A 24255-nucleotide genomic window follows, 5' to 3' on the forward strand; every position below is an offset into this window, starting at 1 on the left:
TGTGGGAGCGAGCCTGCTCGCGAATGACGCCAGAACAGCCGCCTTATAACCTCAAGGGTATTTACGCTTGTCCGGCGCCGGTGGGAAGTACTGGTACAACCAGGTTTCGCTCAACGTGCGGTCATTGGTACGGATGAACAGGCGCAGTTCCACCGGCTCGACACTGTCATTAGTCGGGTACCAGTCGAACAGGATCCGATAACCCTTGATGTCATCCAGCACCAGCACGCTGAAGTCTTGCACCTTACCATTGGAGCAAGTGATCACTGGCTCGATCCCGGTGCCCTGTGGCAGGCGCTCGAGGCCGCCGCCGGTGAAGTCCACGGCAAAACGCCGCGCCCAGACTGGCGGGTAGTGCTCACCCGGCGCCCAACCCTCGGTGAAGCCGCCCATGCCCGAACGCGTTGCGTGCACCCGTGCCAGTGGCGTGCCGACCGGTGGCAGCGCGCTCCAGTACAGCTTGTATCCGTAGTTCAGCGAATCACCGGCAGCCACGGGTTTCTTCGGCGTCCAGAACGCGACGATGTTATCCAGCGTCTCGCCGGTCGTAGGAATTTCCAGCAGATCGATAGAGCCTTCACCCCATGCGGTTGTTGGTTCTACCCACAGGCTCGGGCGCTTGCTGTACCAGTCGACGGTGTCCTGATAGTTGGCGAATTCGTGGTCGGTCTGCACCAGGCCGAAACCCTTCGGGTCCTTGTCGGCAAATGCATTGAATTGCAGCGTCGCCGGGTTGTTCAACGGACGGCAGATCCACTCGCCATTGCCGCGCCACATGGCCAGACGATCCGAGTCGTGGATCTGCGGGTGGATGGTGTCGCACATGCGCCGTTCGTGAGTGCCGCAGCTGAACATGCTGGTCATCGGCGCCACGCCCAGTTGTTCGATGGTGGTACGCGCGTTGATGTGCGCGTCGATTTCCATCACCACGCGCTCGGCCTGGCAATCGATGTCAAAGCGATAGGCGCCGGTGGCGCTCGGCGAGTCTAGCAGGGCGTAGACCACAAAACGCGTGGCGTTCTTGTCCGGCGTCTCGAACCAGAACTTGGTGAAGTCGGGAAACTCTTCGCGCTTCTTCGCGTAGGTATCGATGGCCAGGCCGCGCGCGGAGAGGCCATATTGGCCAGTGGCGTCCACCGCGCGGAAATAGCTGGCGCCGAGAAACGACACCACGTCATGCCGATCCAGCTCCGGCGCCTTGAACAGCTTGAAGCCGGCAAAACCCAGGTCGCCCTTGAGCTGCTGGGTGTCGACCGAAGTGTTCTCGTAATTGAACAGCGCCGGGCGGAAATGCACCTCGCGCGCCATGCGCGTCTTCGGATCAACGCTGTACATGCGCACCGGCTGACGGAAACCCATGCCGACGTGGAAGAACTGCACGTCCAGTTGACCTTTGTTTTCCTTCCACAGTGAATGCTCGCCGTCGTAGCGGATCGCGTTGAAGTTCTGCGGAGTCATGGTCGCCAAGGTCGGCGGCAATACCTGTTTCGTATCTTGATAGGCATTGCCGGCGAGCTGCTTGGCCTGACGCTTCAACGCCTCGAAATCGAAGGCCTGGGCCTCGCCATCGGCGGCGCCACCATTGGCCGCCCAGGCGCGAGCAGCCAACAGGCCCGACGCGGAAAGACCGGTATAGGCCGCAATGGCCATGGACGCTTTGAGCAAATTCCTGCGGTGCATAAATACAACCTGTCGTGTGCAATCCAGCGCCGTTCCTGGCACCTGTCGGATCGGAAATTACGGTTCGGTCATGCCTTCGGCCAAACGCAACGGACTATAAACAGATGCCCGCTAGCTTAATCGGTTCGATTGTCGGGCAAAAAGGCTTGTTTGCGTTGCGTCATCTGGCAATGAAACAAGACATGTCTGTAATTTTTCTGACAGGGCTCTCTGATTTAGAGGGCATATCTGCTTTTTTCGATTAATTACTCTAAAAACCACTTTTCAACGCCGATTTAATTCCTATTCTATGGACAAGACCGGATACAAGCCTTCGTGCCGGCGGGGCACACGACGCTGCTCGAAGAGGCAGGGCGATGTGAGGTTCAGCAGTTTCTTGACTCAATAGAGAAGGACATCGTCCATGGCAAAAATACAGGGCATCACCGAAATGTTGGGCATCTTTCCTTGCTTGGGCGGCGGGCGCAGAAGACGCCGTCTCAATTCCGAGGAATTGAAATTGGTGGAGCGTTATCGAGAGCTGTCAGAGAGTGACCGGATCGCCATGCGTTATCTGGTGGATGCGATGCGCAGTGTTTCGCGGTTTTAGCGCTGAAGCAGTCACCGTGAAAGCCATTTGGCTTCCACGGTGGACGGATAAATCAACCTGACCTGTGGCGAGGGAGTTTGCTCCCTCGCCACAGTTTTTTGGCAGCAACGGGATGATGCCGTAGGAAATGGGAGTTTTTCAGGAAGGTCGTATCTGTAGGAAATGCCTGTTTTTGTGCAGGCATCAGCGTGACCACCCCTAGCAGGTGTTTTTTCCGTTATTTGTTTGCTCTTGCGCGTCGCTGCAGATGCTCGGCCCTTGGTTTCAGGGCTTAAGAGATTGTCATGAATAACGGAGAATTCGATGAAAGTATCCCTCAAGCAGATCAACGGCCCTTGGGATCAGGGCTGGGTGCTGGACAAACACATGGTAAGTAGTACCTTTCTGGGCAACGATGATCGCGGACACCCATGTTTCGATAATCAGCGTACCGAGATAGGTGAGGCAACCTACCAGCTCAAGTACCAGAAGGATTGGAACCAGGTCGGCCCACTTGCTCAAGCCGTAGCGACGAATGTGTTCCCCAGACTGGACCAGGTCGGGTTTGTAGTGCCTATGCCAGCTTCGAATATCCGTCAGCGACAACCGGTGACTGAGGTTGCCCTGGCGTTGGGACGAATCATCGGGCGGCCGGTTTTTTCGGATTTGCTCAGAAAGGCGGCGACGGGAAAGTCGCTCAAGGATCTGCATTCCAAAGCAGAGAAAGTTGCTGCGATTGGAAACAGTTTTAGCATCAATGATGAAATCACTACTGACGGGCGCTGGAATGTTTTGGTAGTAGATGATCTGTTTGATAGTGGGGCGTCGATGGACGCGGCCTGCGCCGTTTTACGTAAATATCCAAAGGTCGGAAAGATCTACGTAGCGGCACTAACCTGGAAATGAACTCAATGACCACTGTATTTATTGCTGGCTCTATCAACATCAAGAACCTTGATCCAAAGGTTAAAGAGCGCATCAATAATATCGTTGCGTCTGATTTTGAGGTGGTGGTGGGTGATGCGGGTGGCGCTGATAGCTCCATTCAGGAGTACCTGCTGAGTCTCGAAGCTTCCAGAACAACGGTGTTCTGCAGCGGCTCGGTGCCCAGGAATAACCTTGGGCAATGGCCCGCCAGGCCCGTGGCCTCAAAACATACCAAGGGATCAAGAGCCTTTTTCACCGAAAAAGACGTGGTCATGGCCGAAGCGGCTGATTATGGCTTGATGATCTGGGATGCCAAGAGTACCGGTACGCTCAGCAATGTCATTGAACTGTTATCGCGAAAAAAGAAGTCTCTTGTATTCGTCAACAAGGAAAAGCAATTCAAAGTGGTCGGAGATGTCAGCCAGCTTGAGGAGTTGATTGCAGTCATGTCCGACCACGCCAGGCAAAAAGCCAACGAAAAAATCAGGCTGTTCGATCGTATTTCCTTGTTGAAACACGATCAGGCAGAGCTTTTGTTTTGATGATGCTTTTCGGGTTTTTATGATTTCGGCAGAGTGTGGTAGCCGGCGCGAAGGGCGTTGGCGACGCACCCGAAATACCCCCCGGGCCGGAAGACCAAAATGACGGTTTGACGCAGCGTAAGCAGCAGACGTTAACCGTCGTTGGTTTGATTGATTGGCTGTACATCCCACACGGCTGCTGGTTGAGCAACATCTCGAAGCACACTCGCGGGGCGGGTTCGGGCACTTTCGAACTAGGCTGAGGGCCTTAGATCCGGATAACCCTTGTTTGGAGACGGAACATGAACACCCGTGGATTGCTCGATCAACTGCTCAAGTCCGGGCAGGAAATGCTGCAGAACAAGACTGGTGGCGCTTCCAACAAGTCGGCTGCCAGCGGACTGGGCGGCTTGCTCGGCGGCTCGTCAGGCTCCAGCGGCCTCGGCGGCCTGCTCTCCGGCGCGGGCGGCGGCGCATTGGCCGCTGGCGCGATGGGCCTGCTGCTCGGCAACAAAAAAGTTCGCAAGGTCGGCGGCAAAGTCGCCATCTACGGCGGCCTCGCCGCGCTGGGCGTGCTGGCCTACAAGGCCTACGGCAACTACAACGCCCAGAAAGGCAGCGCACCCCAACGCGAACCACAAACTCTCGACCGCCTGCCCCCCGCGCAAGTCGAAGAACATAGCCAGGCGATCCTCAAAGCCCTGGTCGCCGCCGCCAAGGCCGACGGCCACATCGACGAGCGGGAGCGCGAACTGATCGAAGGCGAATTCACCAAACTCGACAACGACCAGGAGCTGCAACACTGGCTCCACGCCGAACTCAACAAACCCCTCGACCCCACCGACGTCGCCCGCGCGGCCAGCACGCCGGAAATGGCGGCGGAGATGTACATCGCCAGTGTGATGCTGGTGGATGAGGAGAATTTCATGGAGAAGAGTTATCTGGATGAACTGGCACGGCAGTTGAAATTGGAGCCGGGGTTGAAGGTGGAGTTGGAGAGGCAGGTGCGGTTGGCGGGGGCTTAAAGTTATCGTTTAAAAAAATCGCAGTGTTAGGCTGCGATTTTTTTGCCTGCGGACTGGAGGAAAGCGACAGTTGAGCGCGGTTAGAAAGATCAGCTTTTTGCGCCTGTGATCACAGCTGTCTGGCTGCTGCAGGAAGCGCGAATCAAACCTCCTGCCGCCAAGCGGAGAACGTGATCACTGTGCCGGCTTCTTTTCTATTGGTGATTTCTATTTTATAGGTACCACCATCAATGTGACCCTCAACCAGTGCTTTGCGCTCGTTGCCGCTGACTTCCGCGTCCTTCGCATGCTGCTGATAGAAGTCGATAACATCCGCGTATTCGGTAAAAGTCCTGAGAATGACCTCATATTCATGCTGAGGGCGTCCGGCTATTTTGTCCCAATCACCGTCAATTGGTGTGCCTTCCATACCCGGTGTCGTAAATACACCGTGAGCGCCAGCGCCAATCAGGTGAGCTCGCTGCGGAAGCAATGCCAGCATCGCTTTTGGAAAATCGGAAGGTAATTGAGCCGCAGACCAGGCTCCCTGTTTCGGCTGAGTCACGATGTACTCAACGTGGGCAATCTTCTGCGCAGCGGCTCGGCGTTCTGGGTCATCACTCTCCGCCCACAGCGCCATCATAGGAGGCAACTGCTTACTCCAGGAGACCAAAGAGTCAGCGTCAGCCTTCTTGGCGCCTTCTGGCTGGAAAATAGTCAGCACTGTTTCCGGCGCATCGTTACAAGTCAATGCTTCCTCACGAGACTTGACGGTGCAGTGGCCATTGACCAATCCTACGGCGAGCAAATGCCCCTTGTCGTCCAACAGTAATGCGCCGCGCTCGAATCCGTTGTTACCGTCGTCCATGGCGGTGATCATTTTTCTGCCGGGAGGCACGCCATCAACAAACGTGGCCATCTGCGAATCGAGCGCTTCAAGAACCTGCTGCACGATCATCGTATTGTCATTGGTGTAACTTCCGGTTTGGTACCCAAAAAAATTAACGAGTGCAGAGCGAACCGCCGGGTCTTGGTTGAGCTTGTAAGCCCGTTCTGGACTGGCTTCGTTTGTGAGCAACAAGGCAGTTGTGCCGTCGGGACGTTGTTCGGATCGAAGTGACAGCGCGATTGCGCTTAGGGAGAAGGTAAAAGCTAGAAGCAAGGTGAGAGTGCGGCTCAAGTGTTTCAAGATAACAGTCCTTTGGTTATTTAATCCGTGAGAGTGTCGCAGAGATGTGATCTGGTGATTAAGCGTTGAGCATAAGTTTTCTTTTTTTATTATTCTTGATTGGGGCGTTTTAAGTTGACAGTGGCCTTGCAGGGCTCGGTGACGCACCTTTCACGCTTATCAGGCGGCCCGGCAGATCTTTCGTACAACTAATCAATTAAGGTCTCCAGAACTCAACTCCTTACATATCACGCTCTATATCATCCGTGTCATCCTCACCAGGAATTGGTGAGAATTTTTGCTGATAATTTTTGATTTTGGATTGGCCGCTGACTGACGTTTCATCGTCAATAAAGTCGGTCTTGGTTTTCGATATTCTTCAACCGGTTTGTCGCTATAGTAACTTACCATTTTTTAGAGAGATCGAGATAAATTCAGTGTTTGCAAAGCTTTCAGAGTATCTTGGCTGGCAAGTATAATTATCCTGTTTTTTTAAATTTGTTTTCTCTGATTGAATGGCGCGAAAAATGGGGGCGGATTTTTTTCAATAGAAAATCAATTTGTCCTTATTTGTCTGTTATGTGTCATGTTTAAGTGGTCTCACTAAAATTTATTTCGCCCTCGCTGCTTATGCAACCTATCAAACTAAACTGCTCGGAGAAAAAATAGGTGTGTTGCGGTATTTCAGAAAAAGTCGTTATTATTTTTTTAAGATCGGCGGTGTGAAACTTGTAAGCACTCTCTGTAAGCGAGTCGCCGATAAAGGTAATTTCAGTTATTTTGAGATCTTTTGCTTTTTCTGAAAGTTCTTCAATGGCTTTGTTTATAGCGTTTTTTGAATGCGATACGCTGTTGGGGAGTGAGCTCCAGGCGATTTTTGATCCAATAAACGGAAAATTTCCATTGATATGTGAGACGGCGTTGTCATGCGCATCATTGTTAAGTTTTACATAGTTAATGCTGGATTCTGACAATTCTTTCTCAAGTTCTTCGTCGAAGTAACTCATTTTTTAAATGCCCTCAGTAATTTTAATACAGTTTTTTCGCTTGCATTGAAAAGGTAATGTGGTGCTGGCTTTTTTCCTGACCAAACGTTTATATGTGCGCCGCTTCTTTCATCATATTCGATTCGATAGCCAGTCTTGCCGTCAGCGGTTTGCATGCCTACAACCTTACCGGCATTTGTACCAAACTTCCCAATGGTTGGCTTTTCTGCTTTGAATCCATTGCTTTCAAGCCATTCAAGTGCCTTATTGCGCGCTTGCTCGAAATGCTCAAATTTAAGTGTTTCTCCAACCTCGGGCGGGGTCGTTTTTTGCGGAGGCTTTTTCGGAGTGGCACCGTTTGTCTGTTTACACACCAGCCCCAACGGATCCACCCACCCCGTAGGGTTAGGCACGTACTGGTAGCTGTTCAACCCACCCGCAAGCTTGATCGGATCGGGGGTCAAGAACCGTCCAGTTCCCGGATTGTAGTAGCGGTGGCGGTTGTAATGTAAGCCTGTCTCGGCGTCGAAATACTGACCCTGAAAACGTAGCGGATTATCGATTTCGCTCACATCCAGCGCCGCGAGGTTGCCGTAGGCGCGGTATTTTGCCGACCACATGATTTCGCCGCTGTAGTCGGTGAGTTCCTGCGGTGTGCCGAGGTGGTCGAGTTGGTAATAGAACGGGGCAGCTTTTAGCGGGCCTTCGCCGTCGAGCATTGCCAACGGGCGGAAACTGCCCGGTTCGTAGATGTAGCTGCGATAACGATTTTCTGCGCTTTCGGCGATCAATCGTTCGCCTTGCCAGAGGAATTCAGTGGTATGGCCGTCGACGGTTTTCTCGATGCGGCGGCCAAAGGCGTCGTATTTGTAGGTGGCGGTGCTGCCGCCTGGGAGGCTGACGCCAATCAAGCGGTGTTGGCAATCGTACCGGTATTCGGTGACGAGCTTTTGGCCGTTGCCGCGACGCTCGCGGATCAAATTTCCGTACGCGTCGTAGTCGTAGTGGCGGTCGCCTTGCATCAGCAGGCGATTACCTTTGACGTTGGCGAGGTTGGCTGCGGGCAGGTCATTCTGGCCGAGGAGGTTGCCTGCCGGGTCATGGGCGAAGCTCTCTGGCATGGCGCCGCGTACGCTGATCAGGCGATCCAGTGGATCGTAGTGATAGCTGCAGTTGCCTTTGCGGCTGTCGTTAATGCCGGCGAGATTCCCGTTGGCATCGTAGTTATAACGACGCTGGAACAGGTGTTTTTCCCGCTGGCTGACGCTGTGCGCTTGCAGTCGGCCCTGTTCATCGTATTGGTATTGGCTGAGTAACAAACCTTGCTGACGCTGCTGCTCGCGACCGGCATTGAACTGGTGGCTGGTCAGGCGGGAGCCGTTGAGGTCGATGCTGCTCAGGCGTCCACCGGACAAATGACGGTAATCGAGCGTGCAGCCATCCGGCAGACGGCAGTGGCTGAGCTGACCGACTTTGTCGTAAGCGTAACGCGTGGTACCCCAGCCCTGATGTTCGGTGATCAAGCGATCTTGTACGTCGTATTCATAAGCGAGCGGCCAATGGCCGTCGTCGACGTTAACCAATCGACCCAGTGCGTCATAGTTGTAGTGAATCTCCTCGCCATCGGGCAGCTTCTTGACCAGCAAACGGCCAGCGGCATCGCGCTGGTATTCGGTAACCAGTTCACTACCGTCGTCACCGAACTCGGTTTTCTTCAGCATTTGGCCGTTGAGGTCGTACTCGTACGCGGTGCGGCGGCCGTCGAAGCCGGTTTCCTGCTGGATCAGGCCGTTCGAGTAATAATCGAGTTGATAGCGTTCGCCGCGCTCGTTTTCGATCTCGGTGAGGTTGAGTTGCGCGTTGTCGTAGCGGTAGCGCAGTTGGCTGCCGTCGGGATTGATGCGGCGACTGACCAGATGCAGGTTGTCGGCGTATTCGTAGCGGGTGATGCGGCCGAGCTCGTCACGTTCTGCGGTGACGCGGCCATAAGGATTGTAGGTAAACGCGCGGGTGGCGCCGCCAGGCAGGGTGACTTGGGTCAGGCGGTCGACGGCGTCCCATTGATATTGGGTGATCGCGCCGAATTCGTCCTGGCGAGTGATTTGCCGGCCGAGGGCATCGTAGCGGTATTTTCGTTGACCGCCGTCCGGCAGGCGCTCTTCCAACAACTGGCCGAGGTTGTTCCAGCCCAGTTGATGACGACTGCCGTCGGGGTGACGGATCTCCAGCAAGCGTCCCTGACGGTCATAGCTGTAGAAGGTCTCGTTGCCGTCAGGATCGGTTTGTTGGGTAATATCGCCCTGGCGGTTGCGTTCGTATTTCCAGCGGGCCTTGCCGCGCTGGACATCAATAAGTTGACCGTTGAAGTAGTTGTAACGCGTCGGAACACCTTCCGGTGGAATCACCGCAATCAAGCGTCCGGCATCGCTGTACTGATACTCGGTGATCGCTCCCATGGGATCTTTAACAGCAATCAGTCGACCCTGATCGTCATAAGCGTTCTGCGTTTCACCACCGTCGGGCGCGGCCTCACTGACCAGGCGTGCATTTTCGTCATGCACATAGACCAGCTCACTGCCGTCAGCGTTATGGACAATGACTGAGCCTTTATCGTCCCACTCGTAACGCGCTTCCATCTGCGCGTAATTGGCCCAATGACGCACGCATCGGGACAGCTTGCCTTCACGCTCCCACTCCCAGAAGAAGCTAGCCCCCCCGGCCATTTGTCGCTCAAGGATGACGTGCTGATCGTTGTAGCGGTAATGCTCGGTTTCGCCCATCGCATTGGTGGAAGAAACCAGTTGATTGAGTGCGTTGTATCGGTAGGTGACGAGGGTATGAATCGTCAGCCATGGGTCTTGGCGTTCGCCGCGTTCATCGTATTCGGGGCGTTGTTGCTGTTGATCGACGGCAACGATGTGTCTGTCTTCGTAGCGCAGCAAAAGGGCGCGCCCTGCGCCGTTATCTATGCGCTGGATACGATCAACGAAGTCATAACTGATGTGCAGAAGATTTTCGTACGCATCGCTGATCGCGGTCAGTCGACCGGCACGGAAATGGTAAAAGCGTGTTTTTGCCCCGGCTTGGGTCAAAATGAGTTCGCCGGGGTCATTGCCTAGATAAATTGCTGCCTGAGCCAGACTGTTAGTGATGGCCGGCCGCTGTTCCGTGGGCATCGGGAAACGGGTTTGCCGGTTCTCGTTGTCCGTCCACAGCACACCCTCATCGTCGATCTGCAAGCGATGAGACAGTGAATGACTCCAGCCATAGCCGAGGCGGCTATCAATTTCGACTGCACTGCTTCGGTATAGGCGTGTCCACTCAAAAGGCAGTAGGCCACCCAGTTCCCCATCGGTGAGCGTCAGTAACTCTTCACCGGTCACCATCGACACTGGTTCGCCGTCTGAGCATGTGTCGTCGACGCATTGTGCTGGTTTTTTCGCTGGGTTCTTGGGCTGTTCGGGGGCGTTGTCGACGGCCTCTACCTGCTCGATCCGTGAGGTTGGCTCATCTTTTTTACGGGTTTGAATCTGCGCATCGGATTCCGCTTTTCCGCCAGTGACCGGTGGCTTGCTCTTCGGAGCTGTCGCGGTTTCGGCAGGTTTGGGAGCGGCAATCTGAACATCCGCTTTGCGTGCCGGATTGAATTTCGAATCACCATTGAGTAGCAACGGCTTCGATGCTTCGGTATGCGGCGTCGCTTTGGACTTGCTGACTTTCATCAACATGCCGGTGAAGTCTTCAATCAGCTTTATGACTTTGCCGCTGCTTTGTACCCCTTTGACGGCTTTTGTACCCACGCGTACGGCCAAGCCAAGACCACCAGTCAAAACAACGCCGATCAAAATGTTGAGCAGGAACTCTGTCGACATTTGCGCCAGCACTTCGGTACAAGTCTGCGGCGGCAGCATCTTCACCCAGGCCACGATGGCCGCGACGTATATCCACATCAGCGGCTCATCGCTCGCGATTAACAAAGCCGTGTGAATAGCGTCGGCAGAGGCGTCGTAGATCTTCTTGATCTGTTCTTCAGTAAAAAAGTTTTTCAGCTTCTCGTAGTTTTCGCGAGGATGGGCAATGAGGTCGTAGAGACTTTTGATATCGCCCCATAAGCCCATGATCGCTTTCATGAAGCCTTCCCAGGCCGCTTCCAGTTCCTGCAACGCGCGACCACCAAGGGAGGCATCGGTGTGCGCCTGCCATAGCGGTAGGAAGCTGGTGCTCCATTCAGTTTGTAGCCAGCCGCCCAACTCGCCGATCACGCCTTGGTAGGAATTGAACAAACTGTCGATCTGGGCACGCGTAGGATTCGGGAAGAAGGTGATTTTGTACTGCTGATTGGGAGTAAGGCCTGAGACTTCAAGAATCCCTGATGCATCAATGGTTTTATTGATGGTCGGTCCAACTTCGTTTTTGCCAATGAAGCGGCCATTGACGACCGGTGTCAGTTGAACTGGCGTATTGCCGATCGGCACAAAGCGCGCGGACTCGAAACTATGGATCAGCACCAGCTTGCCGTTCGCAGGACAGTTGGCATAAAGGGTATTTTCCTTCTTGCTGTCCTTGTCAGCCGTGCCAACTTCGTCACCGACTTTGAATTGCTGCTCCGCATCCAGAATGCCGCCGTACCAAGCTTCGGCATGCTCGCGGTAATCCTTCAGGCACTTCTTGAAGTCGTTGATGATGGCCTGAGCATCGGGTTGTTTTGCTGTGAGACCGCCAACGATCCCGCCCATTAGAACGCTCATACCACCACCTCTTTTTCCAGATAGGCCTTCAATAGCCCGGTAAAGTTTTCTTCCGTGAGTGGCGTGCGTTTAACAAAGCGCGCCACTTTTTGTTTCAGGTTCGATTCGGGAAAGGAGAAATACAGATCGGCGTGTTCCTCCTGCAGCCACTGCAGCATGTTGCCGATAACGGTTGATGGATTTTCTGCCATCAACCCCTCCAACAACCCCTTCGGCACCTCCCACCACGGCCAATCCCGCACCTTCGGCACCACCCGCGTGCCCACTTCCAGCGCCTGCCCATTGATCAGATACCGTTCAAACACCGGCAGCACTTCTCCAGCCTTCTCCCCAAGCCCTCGCAAGATCGGATAGATATGCCGCCCATCCCAAAACCGGAAAAACACCTCGGTGCCATCCGGCATTTTCACCTGCGTCAGGCTGCGCAGATGTTCGAACACTTCGTTCGGTTCTGAACGCGACACGGCCAGCCAGCCCCAGTCGAGGGCGTCGGTATCGGCGATCCATGGCAGGAAGGCGGAGTTGGCTTTGAGTTCGGTGAGGTAGGGCATCACCGGTTGCCAGGTGGAGTAGGGCGTGCCGCCCCAGATCGGGATGAGCTGGGCGGTGGGTTCGGTGATGTACAGGGTTTTCAGCGCATCGGCGTCGCTGGCGGCGCTGATGATCAGGTACAGGCGCTCGCCGCTTTGCAGTGGCTGTTGCGCCAGCCAGTCCTTGGGGGTGATTCGTTCAGATGGCACAGGCACCTGCCTTGCATTTTTCGCATTCTTCACAGAACGGCGCGTTGCGTTTTAGGGTGTTGATCTGCGCCGGGGTAAGGACCTGGCCAGCCTTGTCCGCGTCAGCCTGTTTCAGGATGCCGGGCATCAACGGCGCAGCACCAGTCCCACTGCCCGGGCTGCCACCAGAGTTCATGTTGATCACCGGCCCGCTCATGGTTACGCCGCCAGCATCGATCTTGATGAAGCTGCCGCCGCCGACCAGGGTCAGCTCCGCACCCGCTTCCATCACCACTTTCATGCCGCTGCTCAGGTGGATTTCCTGTCCGGCGTCGATGAATTGGCCGGTGCCGATCTTGATGTGCTGGTTGACGCCGACGGTGAGGTGGTCGTTGGCGCGGGTTTCGACTTTGCGGTCGGCGTAGACGGTGTGGTGTTCTTCGGCCTTGAACTCGGTGTAGCTGTTCTGTTCGACGGTGTCGTGGCGTTCGTTGCCGACGCGGATTTTCTGGTCGTGCTCGATGTTTTCGTCCCAGTCGCGCTGGGCGTGCAGGTAGATCTGTTCCTGACCTTTCTTGTCTTCGATGCGCAGTTCGTTATAGCCGCCGCCACCCATCGAGCTCAGGGTCTTGAAGGTGCTGCGGGTCTTGTTCGCCGGCAGTGGGTAGGGGACGGTGTTTTCCTTGTGGTACAGGCAGCCGCTGATCAGCGGTTGATCGGGGTCGCCTTCAAGGAAGGTGACCAGCACTTCCATGCCGATGCGCGGGATGGCGATGCCGCCGTACTGGGCGCCGGCCCAGGCGCTGGAGACGCGCAGCCAGCAGCTGGTTTTGTCGTCGGCCTGACCTTCGCGGTCCCAGTGGAACTGGACTTTGACCCGGCCGTATTCGTCGCAGTGGATTTCTTCGCCTTTCGGGCCGGTGACCACCGCGCTCTGGCTGCCGAGGATGCGCGGTTTCGGGTGGCGCAGCGGCGGGCGGTTGGGCACGTCCCACGGCGTGGCCTGGAAGCGGTTGCGGTAGCCCTGGTGGAAATCGTCTTTGAGTGCGGTGGTGTCACTGGTCACCGACTCCTCGAGCACTTGCGGTTGCTTGCCTTCGTGCAGGACTTCAGTGAGCAGCCAGAGGTCGTTCCACTTGGCTTTCGGGTGTTCAGTCAGGGCGAGGAAATGGCCGCTGACCAGCAATGGCTGATCGCTCTTGCCTTCGGCGAGTTGGAAGTCACTGCGATGGCGTTCGAGGGCACGTTTGGCCAGGTGCTTGCCGCGCTCGCGGTCGATGAAGCGGCCCGGGTAATCGTAGTCTTCGAGGTCGGGCAGGGCGTCGCCACGGTTTTCGCTTTCCAGGGTCAGGCGCGGTTTTTCGAAGTCGTAGTCGCGACGGGTGGTGCGGCTGGTGCGGGTTTCCAGGCGCAGGTCGAAACGTTTGATCACCGGGTTGCTGGCGACCATGCCCGAGTCTTGCTGATAGGGCACAGGCGCAAGTTTTGGGAACACCGTCTGGTCATCGCCGAACACGAGCTTGTGCGCCGTGGCGCTGTGCTGGAAGTGGAAATGAATGCCTTCTTCTTCGCACAGGCGCTGGATGAAGTGCAGATCCGACTCGTCGTATTGCACGCAGTAGATGCGCTCGGGATAGATCGAGCCGGTCTTGAATTCGTAGGCGTTGCCTTGAATGCCGTGCTCTTCCAGCACCATGCCGATGATCTTCGGCACGCTGAGCTTCTGGAAGATGCGCTGGTTGATGCGGTGCGCGAGGTACGCCAGTTGCGGGCGCAACGTCACCGAATAACGGGTCAGACGCTTGCCGGAATCGCCTTGTGCGGCGCGGTAGATCTGGCCATGAATGCCGCTGCCGTCAGGCGACAGCTGCAGAAAGGCCGGTTTGTGCAGCAGGGTTTCGAGGTCCAGCGACGGCTGCTCACTGACCAGCTCCACCTCAAAGACAAAAGGCTGGCTGATGGCTTCCCGGCCTTGCAGGGTGAATACCTGAAAGTCAGCGGAAAGCCCTTCGATGGTCAGGGCAAAGTGGGTTTCATTGGCCGGCGCGAACATCCCTTGTTCCTCGTGCTGTACAGCGGCGCTCGTCGACGACCGCAAAAAAGCGGCTCAACGTACGCGAAATTCTGGAGGGGCGTAAACAACATCGACCAGCAGAGCTGGCCGATGCGTGTAACGGTCAGCCGTAATTAAACGACTGGAGCACGCCAGTCATCGGAACCCGAAGTACCGGATACTTCGTGGGTCCAGGTGATTTTGCGGTAGGTGAACTGCACTTCTTCCAGGTGGGTGAAGTGCGCGTTGCCTGGATCCTGGCAGTTGTGCATTTTGTTGTTGATGGCGACGATGATCGCGTCTTCCAGTTTGGTGGTGTAGTAGTGCTCTTGGGTGCCTTGAGCCGAAGTGCGGTACCACTGGATAACGATTTCGCTCATGCGCTCGCCGGAAGTCAGAGCTGCTTGCAGCAGTGGCGAAGCCTTGTCGTAGACCTTGGTGATCACAACTGGCTTGTGTACGCGCTGACCGGTTGGCTGACCGGATTGCGGGTCACGCGGGATGATCACGTCGTGGGTGAACGCCTGAACCATGACCTGGTCTTCGTGGCCTTCCTGGTAGGTGTTGCCAACGGAGTCGGCGGTGAAAGCGCCGGCAGTGATCAGGCCTTGTTTTTCGCCGGTAACCGACATGTACGCTGGTGTTGCCATGGGGTGCTCTCCTTGCGGATAAGGTTAGGGTGCCCGGAGGCGAAATCGCCCGGTGGGTGGCTGAGAGTTATCAAGGAGCGTGCCAGGTTCTGCGCGGTGCCCGGATGACGGGGGCGCCACGCTGGTCGGTCATCTTTCGCGGCGATTTTCACCGGGATAACCGGGAGAAAGTGCGCAAGAAGTTGCGCAGTACTGCGCAACTTCTTGCGCACTTGGCTGCAGGGCTTGCCCAGCGCGGGCTGCAGGGCAATTCACCCCTGAAATATTACGACCAACTGCGCAACTTCTTGCGCAGTTGGTATTTGCCGGGACCGAGGTGTCTGCTTCGCGAGCAGGCTCGCTCCCACAAGGGAATTATGGGTTGCCCGAATTTGGCTTAAGCCGCAAAACCTGTGGGAACGAGCCTGCTCGCGAAGGCGTCTGTTCAGGCAAAACATCGGCGACTGACACACCGCTTTCGCGAGCAAGCTCACTCCTACACCGGATTTGTGGTTTGCCCGCAACCTGGAGCCCACCCCGGAATATGTGGGAGCGGGCTTGCTCGCGAAGGCGGTGGGTCAGGCAAAGCATGGGGTGACTGAAACTCCGCTATCGCGAGCAGGCTCACTCCTACAGGTGCGCGCGAAATGCGGGTTGGAAAGCGTCTTATAAATGAAACACCGCCCTCGGCTATACTCCCCGCATTTCGATCAGGCACGAGGATTCACTGTGAAGAACTGGACGTTGCGCCAACGCATTTTGGCGAGCTTTGCGGTGATTATCGCCATCATGCTGTTGATGGTGGTGCTGTCCTACTCGCGGTTGTTGAAGATCGAGGCCAGTGAAAACAGCGTGCGCGACGATGCCATCCCCGGCGTCTATTACAGCTCGATGATTCGCGGCGCTTGGGTCGACAGTTATTTGCAGACCCAAAAACTGCTTGGCCTCAAGGAAGGCCAGGGCGTTTCCAGTGAAGACGCTGCCGACTACAAGGCGTTCGAGGCGCGTCTGCAAGAACACATGGCCAGCTATCGCAAGACCATGGCCACCGATGAAGACCGTTCCGAATTCGCCCTGTTCGAGAAGTACCACGATACCTACATGCAGATTCAGGATGCCGTGCTGGACCTGCACAAGCGCAATCTGGAAGCCGATGCCATCAAGCTGTTCAATGAGAAACTGACCCCGGCGTGGTACACCGGGCGGATGAAACTCAACGACATCATTGGCGAGAACAAAGTCGTCGCTGATAACGCCATGGCCAACATCGACGACGCCGTAGCAACGGCCAAAGTCAGCATGGTCATTTCCCTGCTGGTCGCGGTGCTGGCCGCCGGCCTCTGTGGCCTGCTGTTGATGCGCGCGATCATGGCGCCGATGAACCGCATCGTGACCATCCTCGACATCATGCGCACCGGTGATCTGAGTTCGCGCCTGAACCTTGATCGCAAGGACGAGTTCGGCGCGGTCGAAACCGGCTTCAACGACATGATGACCGAGCTGACGTCGCTGGTATCCCAGGCCCAGCGCTCCTCGGTGCAGGTGACCACCTCGGTGACCGAAATCGCTGCCACATCCAAGCAGCAACAGGCCACCGCCACCGAAACCGCAGCGACCACCACCGAAATCGGCGCAACCTCCCGGGAGATCGCCGCGACCTCGCGGGATCTGGTGCGCACCATGACCGAAGTGTCCACCGCTGCCGATCAGGCCTCGGTGCTCGCCGGCTCCGGCCAGCAAGGCCTGGCACGCATGGAAGACACCATGCACTCGGTGATGGGCGCAGCGGATCTGGTCAACGCCAAACTGGCGATCCTCAACGAGAAGGCCGGCAACATCAATCAGGTGGTGGTGACCATCGTCAAGGTGGCCGACCAGACCAACCTGCTGTCACTCAACGCGGCGATCGAAGCCGAGAAGGCCGGCGAGTACGGTCGCGGTTTTGCCGTAGTCGCCACCGAAGTCCGGCGTCTGGCCGATCAGACCGCCGTGGCCACGTACGACATCGAGCAGATGGTTCGCGAGATCCAGTCGGCGGTGTCGGCTGGGGTGATGGGCATGGACAAGTTTTCCGAAGAAGTACGCCGCGGTATGTCGGAAGTGCAGCAGGTCGGCGAGCAGCTGTCGCAGATCATCCATCAGGTGCAGGCGCTGGCGCCGCGCGTGCTGATGGTCAACGAAGGCATGCAGGCCCAGGCCACTGGCGCCGAGCAGATCAACCATGCGCTGGTGCAGTTGGGCGATGCCAGCAGCCAGACCGTCGAGTCGCTGCGTCAGGCCAGTTTCGCTATCGACGAACTGAGCCAGGTGGCCGTCGGCCTGCGCAGCGGCGTTTCGCGATTCAAAGTCTGATGAGCGAAATCATCGCCAAACGAGGCAGTGCGCCAGTGGCGAAGCCGGCGCTGTTCCTGCTGTTTCGCATCGGCAGCGAACGCTACGCCCTGCGCGCCACGGAAGTGGCCGAAGTGCTGCCGCGCCTGCCGCTGAAACCGATTGCCCGGGCGCCGCAGTGGGTGGCCGGGGTGTTCGCCTATCGCGGGGCGGTGGTGCCGGTGATCGACCTCAGCGCGCTCACTTTCGGTCAGCCCGCCGAGGCGCGCACCAGCACGCGGCTGGTGCTGGTCAATTATCAGCCGGAGCAATCGCAACCAGCGCAATGGCTCGGGCTGATTCTCGAACAGGCCACCGACACGCTGCGCTGTCATCCGCAGGATTTCCAGCCCTACGGCCTCGACAACCGCGAGGCACCGTACCTCGGCCCGGTGCGCGAAGATGCGCAGGGATTGCTGCAATGGGTGCGGGTCAATGACTTGCTCGATGACGCCGTGCGCGGTTTGCTGTTCCCCGATCCGCCGCGTGATCCGGCGCAGTTAGAGGCGCAGCCATGAGTGGTGATCAGCGCTTTTTCGATTTCCTCAAGGAACGCATCGGCCTCGATGTCGCGTCGGTGGGCGCGGCGATCATCGAGCGTGCCGTGCGCCAGCGCACGACGTTGTCCCAAGCCGCCCACGCCGACGAATACTGGCAGCTGTTGCAAGGCTCGCGGGATGAACAGCAAGCGCTGATCGAAGCGGTGATCGTCCCGGAAACGTGGTTTTTCCGTTACCCGGAATCCTTCGCGACGCTGGGCAAACTGGCGCGAGCTCGGCTTAAAGAACTCAACAATATGCGTGCCTTGCGCATCCTCAGCCTGCCGTGCTCCACCGGCGAAGAACCCTACTCGATTGCCATGGCCTTGCTTGATGCCGGATTGCAGCCGCATCAATTCAAGGTCGACGGCATGGACATCAGCCCGCTTTCGGTGGAAAAGGCGCGGCGTGCGGTGTATGGCAAGAACTCGTTTCGCGGTCAGGATCTGGAATACCGCGAACGACATTTTTTTGCCGAGCAGGACGGCCACCGGGTCAACGAATACGTTCGCGAACAAGTGCGCTGGCAGGTCGGCAATGTCCTCGATCCAACGCTGTTGGCGAACGAGCCTGCCTTCGATTTCGTGTTTTGCCGCAACCTGCTGATCTACTTCGACCAGCCGACCCAGAAGCAGGTGTTCGAAGTGCTCAAGCGCCTGACTCATGTCGACGGCGTGCTGTTTATCGGCCCGGCGGAGGGCAGTCTGCTCGGGCGTTTGGGCATGCGCTCGATCGGCATCCCGCAGTCGTTCGCTTTCAGCCGTCACAGCGAGCCGCTCCCCGAACCGCTGCCGACGCCTAAACCGGTCGCCGTGCCGGCCAGCCAACCAATGCGCGGCGCGCCGCCAGCGCCAGTGCGCAACCGGCCCTTCGCTGCCGTGACGCCTTTGCCGGTAACGAAAAAAACTGCCAACCCCGACGCCGCGACATTGCTGGCCCAAATCGCTGCACTGGCCAACGAAGGCAAAAGCGCCGAGGCCCGTGCCGCGTGCGAATACTATCTGCGCAGCCATGAGCCGGTGGCGCAGGTGTTCTATTGGCTTGGCCTGCTCAGCGATGTCGCCGGCTTGAGCCTCGAAGCCCAGGGTTATTACCGCAAGGCCTTGTACCTTGAACCGCAACACCCCGAAGCGTTGATGCACCTGGCCGCGTTGCTGCAGGCCCAGGGTGACACGGCGGGTGCCCGACGATTGCAGGAGCGCGCCGCCCGTAGCGGGCGCACCGCCGACAGTGAGCGTAAACGATGAGCGCGTCCGACACCTTGAACGTTACCCACGAAGACGCCCGCGCCATCGACGATTGCTGGAATCGCATCGGCATTCATGGCGACAAGTCCTGCCCGTTGCTGGAAGAGCACATCCATTGCCGCAACTGCTCGGTGTATTCCGCCGCCGCCACGCGCCTGCTCGACCGCTATTCGTTGCAGCAGGATCAGCGCGAAGCGGTGGTCAGCAAAGTCGAAATCGACGTCAAGACCCGCTCGCTGTTGATGTTCCGCCTCGGCGAGGAATGGCTCGGATTGGCAACGCGCAGCCTCGTCGAAGTCGCGCCGTTACAGGCGATTCATTCCCTGCCGCACCAGCGCTCGCGGGCCTTGCTCGGTGTGGCCAATGTCCGTGGCGCACTGGTCGCGTGTCTGTCGCTGGTGGAGTTGCTCGACCTCGACGGCAGCGTTGCGCCGGCCAGCGGCGGGCGAGTCATGCCGCGCATGCTGATCATCGCCGCCCATGGCGGGCCGGTGGTGGTGCCGGTCGATGAGGTTGACGGCATTCATGCCATCGACGAACGCATCCTCGACGCGGCGTCACAGTCCGGTGCGCAGGCCAGTGCCAAGTACACCCGTGGCGTTCTGCAATATCGTGGTCGCAGCCTGCGCTGGCTGGATGAAGAACAGCTGTTGTCCGCCGTGACCCGGAGCCTGACATGACCCCCGAGCAAATGCGCGACGCCTCACTGCTCGAACTGTTCAGCCTCGAAGCCGAAGCCCAGACCCAAGTGCTCAGCGCCGGGTTGCTGGCGCTGGAGCGCAACCCGACCCAGGCCGATCAACTGGAATCGTGCATGCGCGCGGCGCACTCGCTCAAGGGCGCGGCGCGGATCGTTGGTATCGACAGCGGCGTCAGCGTCGCCCACGTCATGGAAGATTGCCTGGTCAGTGCGCAGGAAGGCCGTTTGTTGCTGCGGCCCGAGCACATCGACGCATTGCTGCAGGGCACCGATCTGCTGATGCGCATCGCCACGCCGGCCAATGCGCCGCAACCTGTGGACATTGATGCCTACGTGGCGCTGATGGGGCGTTTGCTCGATCCGTCGGCGCCAGCCGCTGTGGTTGCCACGCCGCCGATGGCCGAGTTGTCGATCGAGCCAGCGCCGATAGTTGAAGAGCCCGTCGAGCCGGCCCCGCGTAAAAACAAACGCACCACCGAAGGCGGCGAGCGCGTTTTGCGCGTCACTGCCGAACGCCTGAACAGCCTGCTCGATCTGTCGAGCAAATCGCTGGTGGAAACCCAGCGTCTCAAGCCGCATCTGGCGACCATGCAGCGCCTCAAGCGCATGCAGAACAATGGCCTGCGCGCGCTGGAAAATCTCAATGTGCACCTGAAGGAGCATGCGCTGAGCCTGGAAGCGCTCGAGTCGCTGGAAGATGCGCGACGTTTGCTCGCCGAGTCGCAGCAATTGCTCAGCGAGAAAAACGCCGAACTCGACGAGTTCGCCTGGCAGGCCAGTCAGCGCGCACAAGTGCTTTATGACACCGCGCTGGCCTGTCGCATGCGCCCGTTCGCCGACGTGCTCAGCGGGCAGGCGCGCATGGTTCGCGACCTTGGCCGCAGCCTCGGCAAACAAGTGCGCCTGGAGATCGAAGGCGAGAAAACCCAGGTCGATCGCGATGTGCTGGAAAAGCTCGAAGCGCCGCTGACTCACTTGCTGCGCAACGCTGTCGATCACGGCATCGAAACCCCGGAACAACGCCTGCTCAAAGGCAAGCCGGAAGAGGGCCTGATTCGCCTGCGCGCCTCCCATCAGGCCGGTTTGCTGGTGCTGGAATTGAGCGATGACGGCGGTGGTGTCGATCTGGAGAAAGTCCGCCGCAGCATCGTTGAACGGCAGTTATCACCAGCCGAAACCGCAGCGCAGTTGAGCGAAGAGGAGCTGCTGACCTTCCTGTTTCTGCCGGGCTTCAGCCTGCGCGACAAAGTCACCGAAGTGTCCGGGCGTGGCGTCGGTCTCGACGCTGTTCAGCACATGGTTCGCCAGTTGCGTGGGGCCGTGGTGCTGGAGCAGACGGCAGGCGAGGGCAGCCGTTTCCATCTGGAAGTGCCGCTGACCTTGTCGGTTGTGCGCAGTCTGGTGGTGGAGGTCGGCGAAGAGGCTTACGCGTTCCCGCTGGCGCACATCGAACGCATGTGCGATCTGGCCCCGGAAGACATCGTGCAGGTTGAGGGGCGTCAGCATTTCTGGCACGAAGGCCAGCATGTCGGCCTGGTTGCCGCCAGCCAATTGCTCAATCGCCCGGCCAGCCAGAACGATGGCGCTACCCTGAAAGTTGTGGTGATCCGCGAGCGCGAAGCGATTTATGGGGTGGCGGTCGAGCGCTTCGTGGGTGAGCGCACGCTGGTGGTGTTGCCGCTGGACGAGCGTCTGGGCAAGGTTCAGGACATCTCCGCCGGGGCCTTGCTCGATGATGGTTCGGTGGTGCTGATCGTCGATGTCGAAGACATGCTGCGTTCGGTGGACAAGCTGCTCAACACCGGGCGCCTGGAGCGCATCGCTCGTCATGGCAACCAAGCTGCCGAAGCCGCGCGCAAACGGGTGCTGGTGGTCGACGATTCGCTGACCGTGCGCGAACTGCAACGCAAACTGCTGCTCAATCGTGGCTACGACGTCGCGGTGGCGGTGGACGGCATGGACGGCTGGAACGCGCTGCGTTCGGAGAACTTCGATCTGCTGATCACCGACATCGATATGCCACGCATGGACGGCATCGAGCTGGTCACGCTGCTGCGCCGCGACAACCGTCTGCAATCGCTGCCGGTGATGGTCGTGTCGTACAAGGATCGCGAAGAAGACCGCCGCCGTGGACTGGACGCCGGCGCCGACTATTATCTAGCCAAAGCCAGTTTTCATGACGACGCCCTGCTCGATGCAGTGGTCGAGCTCATCGGAGGAGCGCGGGCATGAGGATCGCAATCGTCAACGACATGCCCCTGGCGGTGGAGGCCCTGCGCCGAGCGGTGGCCTTCGAGCCGGCGCATCAGGTGATCTGGGTCGCCAGCAACGGCGCCGAGGCGGTGCAACGCTGCGCCGAGTGCACGCCAGACCTGATTTTGATGGACCTGATCATGCCGATCATGGACGGCGTCGAAGCCACGCGGCGGATCATGGCCGAGACGCCGTGCGCGATTGTCATCGTCACTGTCGACCGTCAACAGAACGTGCACCGTGTGTTCGAGGCGATGGGCCACGGCGCGCTGGACGTGGTCGACACCCCGGCGATCGGCGCGGGCAATGCCCAGGAAGCGGCGGCGCCGTTGTTGCGCAAGATCCTCAACATCGGCTGGCTGATCGGCGACAAGGCGCCACGTGCGCGCCCGGCGCCGAGTTCGCCGCGCAGTTCGCCGTCACGCCAGCGGCTGGTGGCGATCGGGTCGTCTGCGGGTGGGCCGGCGGCGCTGGAAGTGTTGCTCAAAGGCCTGCCGAGAGATTTTTCCGCCGCGATCGTGCTGGTGCAGCATGTCGACCAAGTGTTCGCCGCCGGCATGGCCGAATGGCTGGCCAGCGCCAGTGGCCTCGATGTGCGTCTGGCCCGTGAAGGCGAGCCGCCGCAAAGTGGCGCGGTGCTGCTGGCCGGGACCAATCACCATATTCGCTTGTTGAAAAACGGCACGCTGGCCTACACCGCCGAACCGGTCAACGAGATCTATCGCCCCTCTATCGATGTGTTTTTCGAGAGCGTCGCCAGTTTTTGGAACGGTGACGCCGTCGGGGTTTTATTGACCGGGATGGGGCGCGATGGCGCGCAAGGGCTTAAGCTCATGCGCCAGCAGGGTTATTTGACCATTGCGCAGGATCAGCACAGCAGTGCGGTGTACGGCATGCCCAAGGCCGCCGCGGCGATCGATGCCGCGGTGGAAATCCGCCCGCTGGAAAAGATAGCGCCACGATTGCTGGAGATTTTCCCCAAATGAACAGGTTGATCGGCAATCCAGGCCCCCGCAGTACTCAGGTGACCGCTCATGAATGATTTACAGATCGACGACATTAAAACCGACGAGAACGCCGCCATGGTGTTGTTGGTGGATGATCAGGCGATGATCGGCGAAGCGGTGCGCCGTGGGCTGTCGAATCAGGAAAACATCGACTTCCACTTCTGCTCCGACCCGCAGCAGGCGATCGCGCAGGCGGTGCGGATCAAGCCGACGGTGATCCTTCAGGATCTGGTGATGCCCGGCCTCGATGGCCTGAGCCTGGTGCGCGAATACCGCAATCACCCGGCGACCAAGGACATCCCGATCATCGTCCTCTCGACCAAGGAAGACCCGCTGATCAAAAGCGCGGCGTTCTCCGCCGGCGCCAACGATTACCTGGTGAAACTGCCGGACACCATCGAACTGGTCGCGCGCATCCGCTATCACTCGCGGTCCTACATGACGTTGCTGCAACGCGACGCCGCGTACCGTGCGTTGCGGGTCAGCCAGCAGCAATTGCTCGACACCAATCTGGTCCTGCAACGGCTGATGAACTCCGATGGCCTGACCGGGCTGTCCAACCGCCGCCACTTCGACGAGTACCTGGAACTGGAGTGGCGCCGTTCGCTGCGCGATCAGACGCAGCTTTCACTGCTGATGATCGACGTCGATTACTTCAAATCGTACAACGACAGTTTCGGTCACGTTGAAGGCGACGAAGCGTTGCGCAAGGTCGCCGCAGCCATCCGTGACGCCAGCGCGCGCCCGTCGGACCTGCCGGCGCGTTATGGCGGCGAGGAGTTTGTGCTGGTCCTGCCGAACACTTCGCCGGGCGGCGCGCGGCTGTTGGCAGAGAAGCTGCGCCAGACTGTGGCGGCGTTGAAGATTCCCCATAACACGCCGACCGAAGGCTCCAGTCTGACCATCAGCATTGGTCTGGCAACCATGGTGCCGCAGTCCGGAAGCGATTGCCGGCTGCTGATTTCGGCGGCGGATCGCGGGTTGTATCTGGCCAAGAACAACGGGCGTAATCAGGTCGGGATCGAATAGGCCCGCGATCCTGGTAGGAGCTGCCGAAGGCTGCGATCTTTTGATCTTGAAAGCAAAATCAAAAGATCGCAGCCTTCGGCAGCTCCTACAGTGAGACTGTGTCAAGT

18 protein-coding genes are annotated in these 24255 nt (G+C 58.2%); 11 read left to right on the forward strand and 7 right to left on the reverse strand.

The annotated features are described in order from the left end of the window. Positions 1 to 51: 51 nt before the first annotated feature. The gene (locus tag AB4N53_RS24955) at positions 52 to 1680 is read right to left on the reverse strand and encodes a glucan biosynthesis protein D (protein ID WP_071174494.1); all 1629 of its coding nucleotides are present in this window, start codon (positions 1678 to 1680) and stop codon (positions 52 to 54) included. 403 nt (positions 1681 to 2083) lie between these two features. On the opposite strand from AB4N53_RS24955, the gene AB4N53_RS24960 reads away from it, so the two are divergent. The 4 genes from AB4N53_RS24960 to AB4N53_RS24975 all read left to right on the forward strand — a co-directional run bounded on the left by AB4N53_RS24960 (position 2084) and on the right by AB4N53_RS24975 (position 4721). After that, entirely contained in the window at positions 2084 to 2269 is a 186-nt protein-coding gene (locus AB4N53_RS24960; protein WP_016771524.1) for a hypothetical protein, read from the forward strand. Positions 2270 to 2572: 303 nt separating this feature from the next. Next, a complete protein-coding gene (locus AB4N53_RS24965) occupies positions 2573 to 3154 on the forward strand; it encodes a ComF family protein (protein ID WP_281924607.1) in 582 nt (193 codons plus the stop codon). 5 nt (positions 3155 to 3159) lie between these two features. After that, entirely contained in the window at positions 3160 to 3717 is a 558-nt protein-coding gene (locus tag AB4N53_RS24970; protein ID WP_042606925.1) for a hypothetical protein, read from the forward strand. 281 nt (positions 3718 to 3998) lie between these two features. Then, positions 3999 to 4721, forward strand: coding sequence for a tellurite resistance TerB family protein (locus AB4N53_RS24975; RefSeq protein ID WP_252875659.1), 723 nt, complete (start codon positions 3999 to 4001; stop codon positions 4719 to 4721). Positions 4722 to 4863: 142 nt separating this feature from the next. Here the strand turns inward: AB4N53_RS24975 and AB4N53_RS24980 are convergent, their stop codons facing one another. From AB4N53_RS24980 to AB4N53_RS25005, 6 genes are all read right to left on the reverse strand, one after another. Beyond that, positions 4864 to 5889, reverse strand: coding sequence for a hypothetical protein (locus AB4N53_RS24980; RefSeq protein WP_460124353.1), 1026 nt, complete (start codon positions 5887 to 5889; stop codon positions 4864 to 4866). 569 nt (positions 5890 to 6458) lie between these two features. Continuing rightward, entirely contained in the window at positions 6459 to 6875 is a 417-nt protein-coding gene (locus AB4N53_RS24985) for a hypothetical protein (RefSeq protein ID WP_460124356.1), read from the reverse strand. Next, on the reverse strand, positions 6872 to 11602 hold the full coding sequence (locus tag AB4N53_RS24990) for an RHS repeat-associated core domain-containing protein (RefSeq protein WP_460124359.1): 4731 nt from the start codon (positions 11600 to 11602) through the stop codon (positions 6872 to 6874). The genes AB4N53_RS24985 and AB4N53_RS24990 overlap by 4 nt, the downstream gene beginning before the upstream one ends. Beyond that, a complete protein-coding gene (locus tag AB4N53_RS24995) occupies positions 11599 to 12342 on the reverse strand; it encodes a DUF4123 domain-containing protein (protein WP_460125256.1) in 744 nt (247 codons plus the stop codon). The genes AB4N53_RS24990 and AB4N53_RS24995 overlap by 4 nt, the downstream gene beginning before the upstream one ends. Then, positions 12332 to 14374 (reverse strand): type VI secretion system Vgr family protein, encoded by a 2043-nt coding sequence (locus tag AB4N53_RS25000; RefSeq protein WP_460124362.1) that lies wholly within the window; start codon positions 14372 to 14374, stop codon positions 12332 to 12334. Before AB4N53_RS25000 ends, AB4N53_RS24995 begins: the two co-directional genes overlap by 11 nt. Before the next feature lie 134 nt (positions 14375 to 14508). Further along, positions 14509 to 15024 (reverse strand): Hcp family type VI secretion system effector, encoded by a 516-nt coding sequence (locus AB4N53_RS25005; RefSeq protein ID WP_007949952.1) that lies wholly within the window; start codon positions 15022 to 15024, stop codon positions 14509 to 14511. 708 nt (positions 15025 to 15732) lie between these two features. Between AB4N53_RS25005 and AB4N53_RS25010 the strand changes: the two genes are divergently transcribed. Genes AB4N53_RS25010 through AB4N53_RS25040 form a run of 7 tightly spaced genes read left to right on the forward strand, consistent with a single transcriptional unit; the run spans position 15733 to position 24148 of the window. After that, positions 15733 to 17355, forward strand: coding sequence for a methyl-accepting chemotaxis protein (locus AB4N53_RS25010; protein ID WP_076566055.1), 1623 nt, complete (start codon positions 15733 to 15735; stop codon positions 17353 to 17355). After that, a complete protein-coding gene (locus AB4N53_RS25015) occupies positions 17355 to 17891 on the forward strand; it encodes a chemotaxis protein CheW (RefSeq protein WP_460124365.1) in 537 nt (178 codons plus the stop codon). Before AB4N53_RS25010 ends, AB4N53_RS25015 begins: the two co-directional genes overlap by 1 nt. After that, a complete protein-coding gene (locus AB4N53_RS25020) occupies positions 17888 to 19159 on the forward strand; it encodes a CheR family methyltransferase (protein ID WP_460124368.1) in 1272 nt (423 codons plus the stop codon). Before AB4N53_RS25015 ends, AB4N53_RS25020 begins: the two co-directional genes overlap by 4 nt. After that, positions 19156 to 19839, forward strand: a complete 684-nt coding sequence (locus AB4N53_RS25025; RefSeq protein WP_460124371.1) for a chemotaxis protein CheW — start codon at positions 19156 to 19158, stop codon at positions 19837 to 19839. Before AB4N53_RS25020 ends, AB4N53_RS25025 begins: the two co-directional genes overlap by 4 nt. Continuing rightward, entirely contained in the window at positions 19836 to 22091 is a 2256-nt protein-coding gene (locus AB4N53_RS25030; protein WP_460124374.1) for a response regulator, read from the forward strand. Before AB4N53_RS25025 ends, AB4N53_RS25030 begins: the two co-directional genes overlap by 4 nt. Next, the gene (cheB, locus tag AB4N53_RS25035) at positions 22088 to 23098 is read left to right on the forward strand and encodes a chemotaxis-specific protein-glutamate methyltransferase CheB (protein WP_460124377.1); all 1011 of its coding nucleotides are present in this window, start codon (positions 22088 to 22090) and stop codon (positions 23096 to 23098) included. Before AB4N53_RS25030 ends, cheB begins: the two co-directional genes overlap by 4 nt. 48 nt (positions 23099 to 23146) lie before the next feature. Next, positions 23147 to 24148 carry a diguanylate cyclase domain-containing protein gene (locus tag AB4N53_RS25040; protein ID WP_460124380.1) on the forward strand — a complete coding sequence of 334 codons (1002 nt, stop codon included), beginning with the start codon at positions 23147 to 23149 and terminating at the stop codon, positions 24146 to 24148. Positions 24149 to 24255 lie beyond the last annotated feature (107 nt).

The organism is Pseudomonas sp. H3_E04 (genome assembly GCF_054668915.1).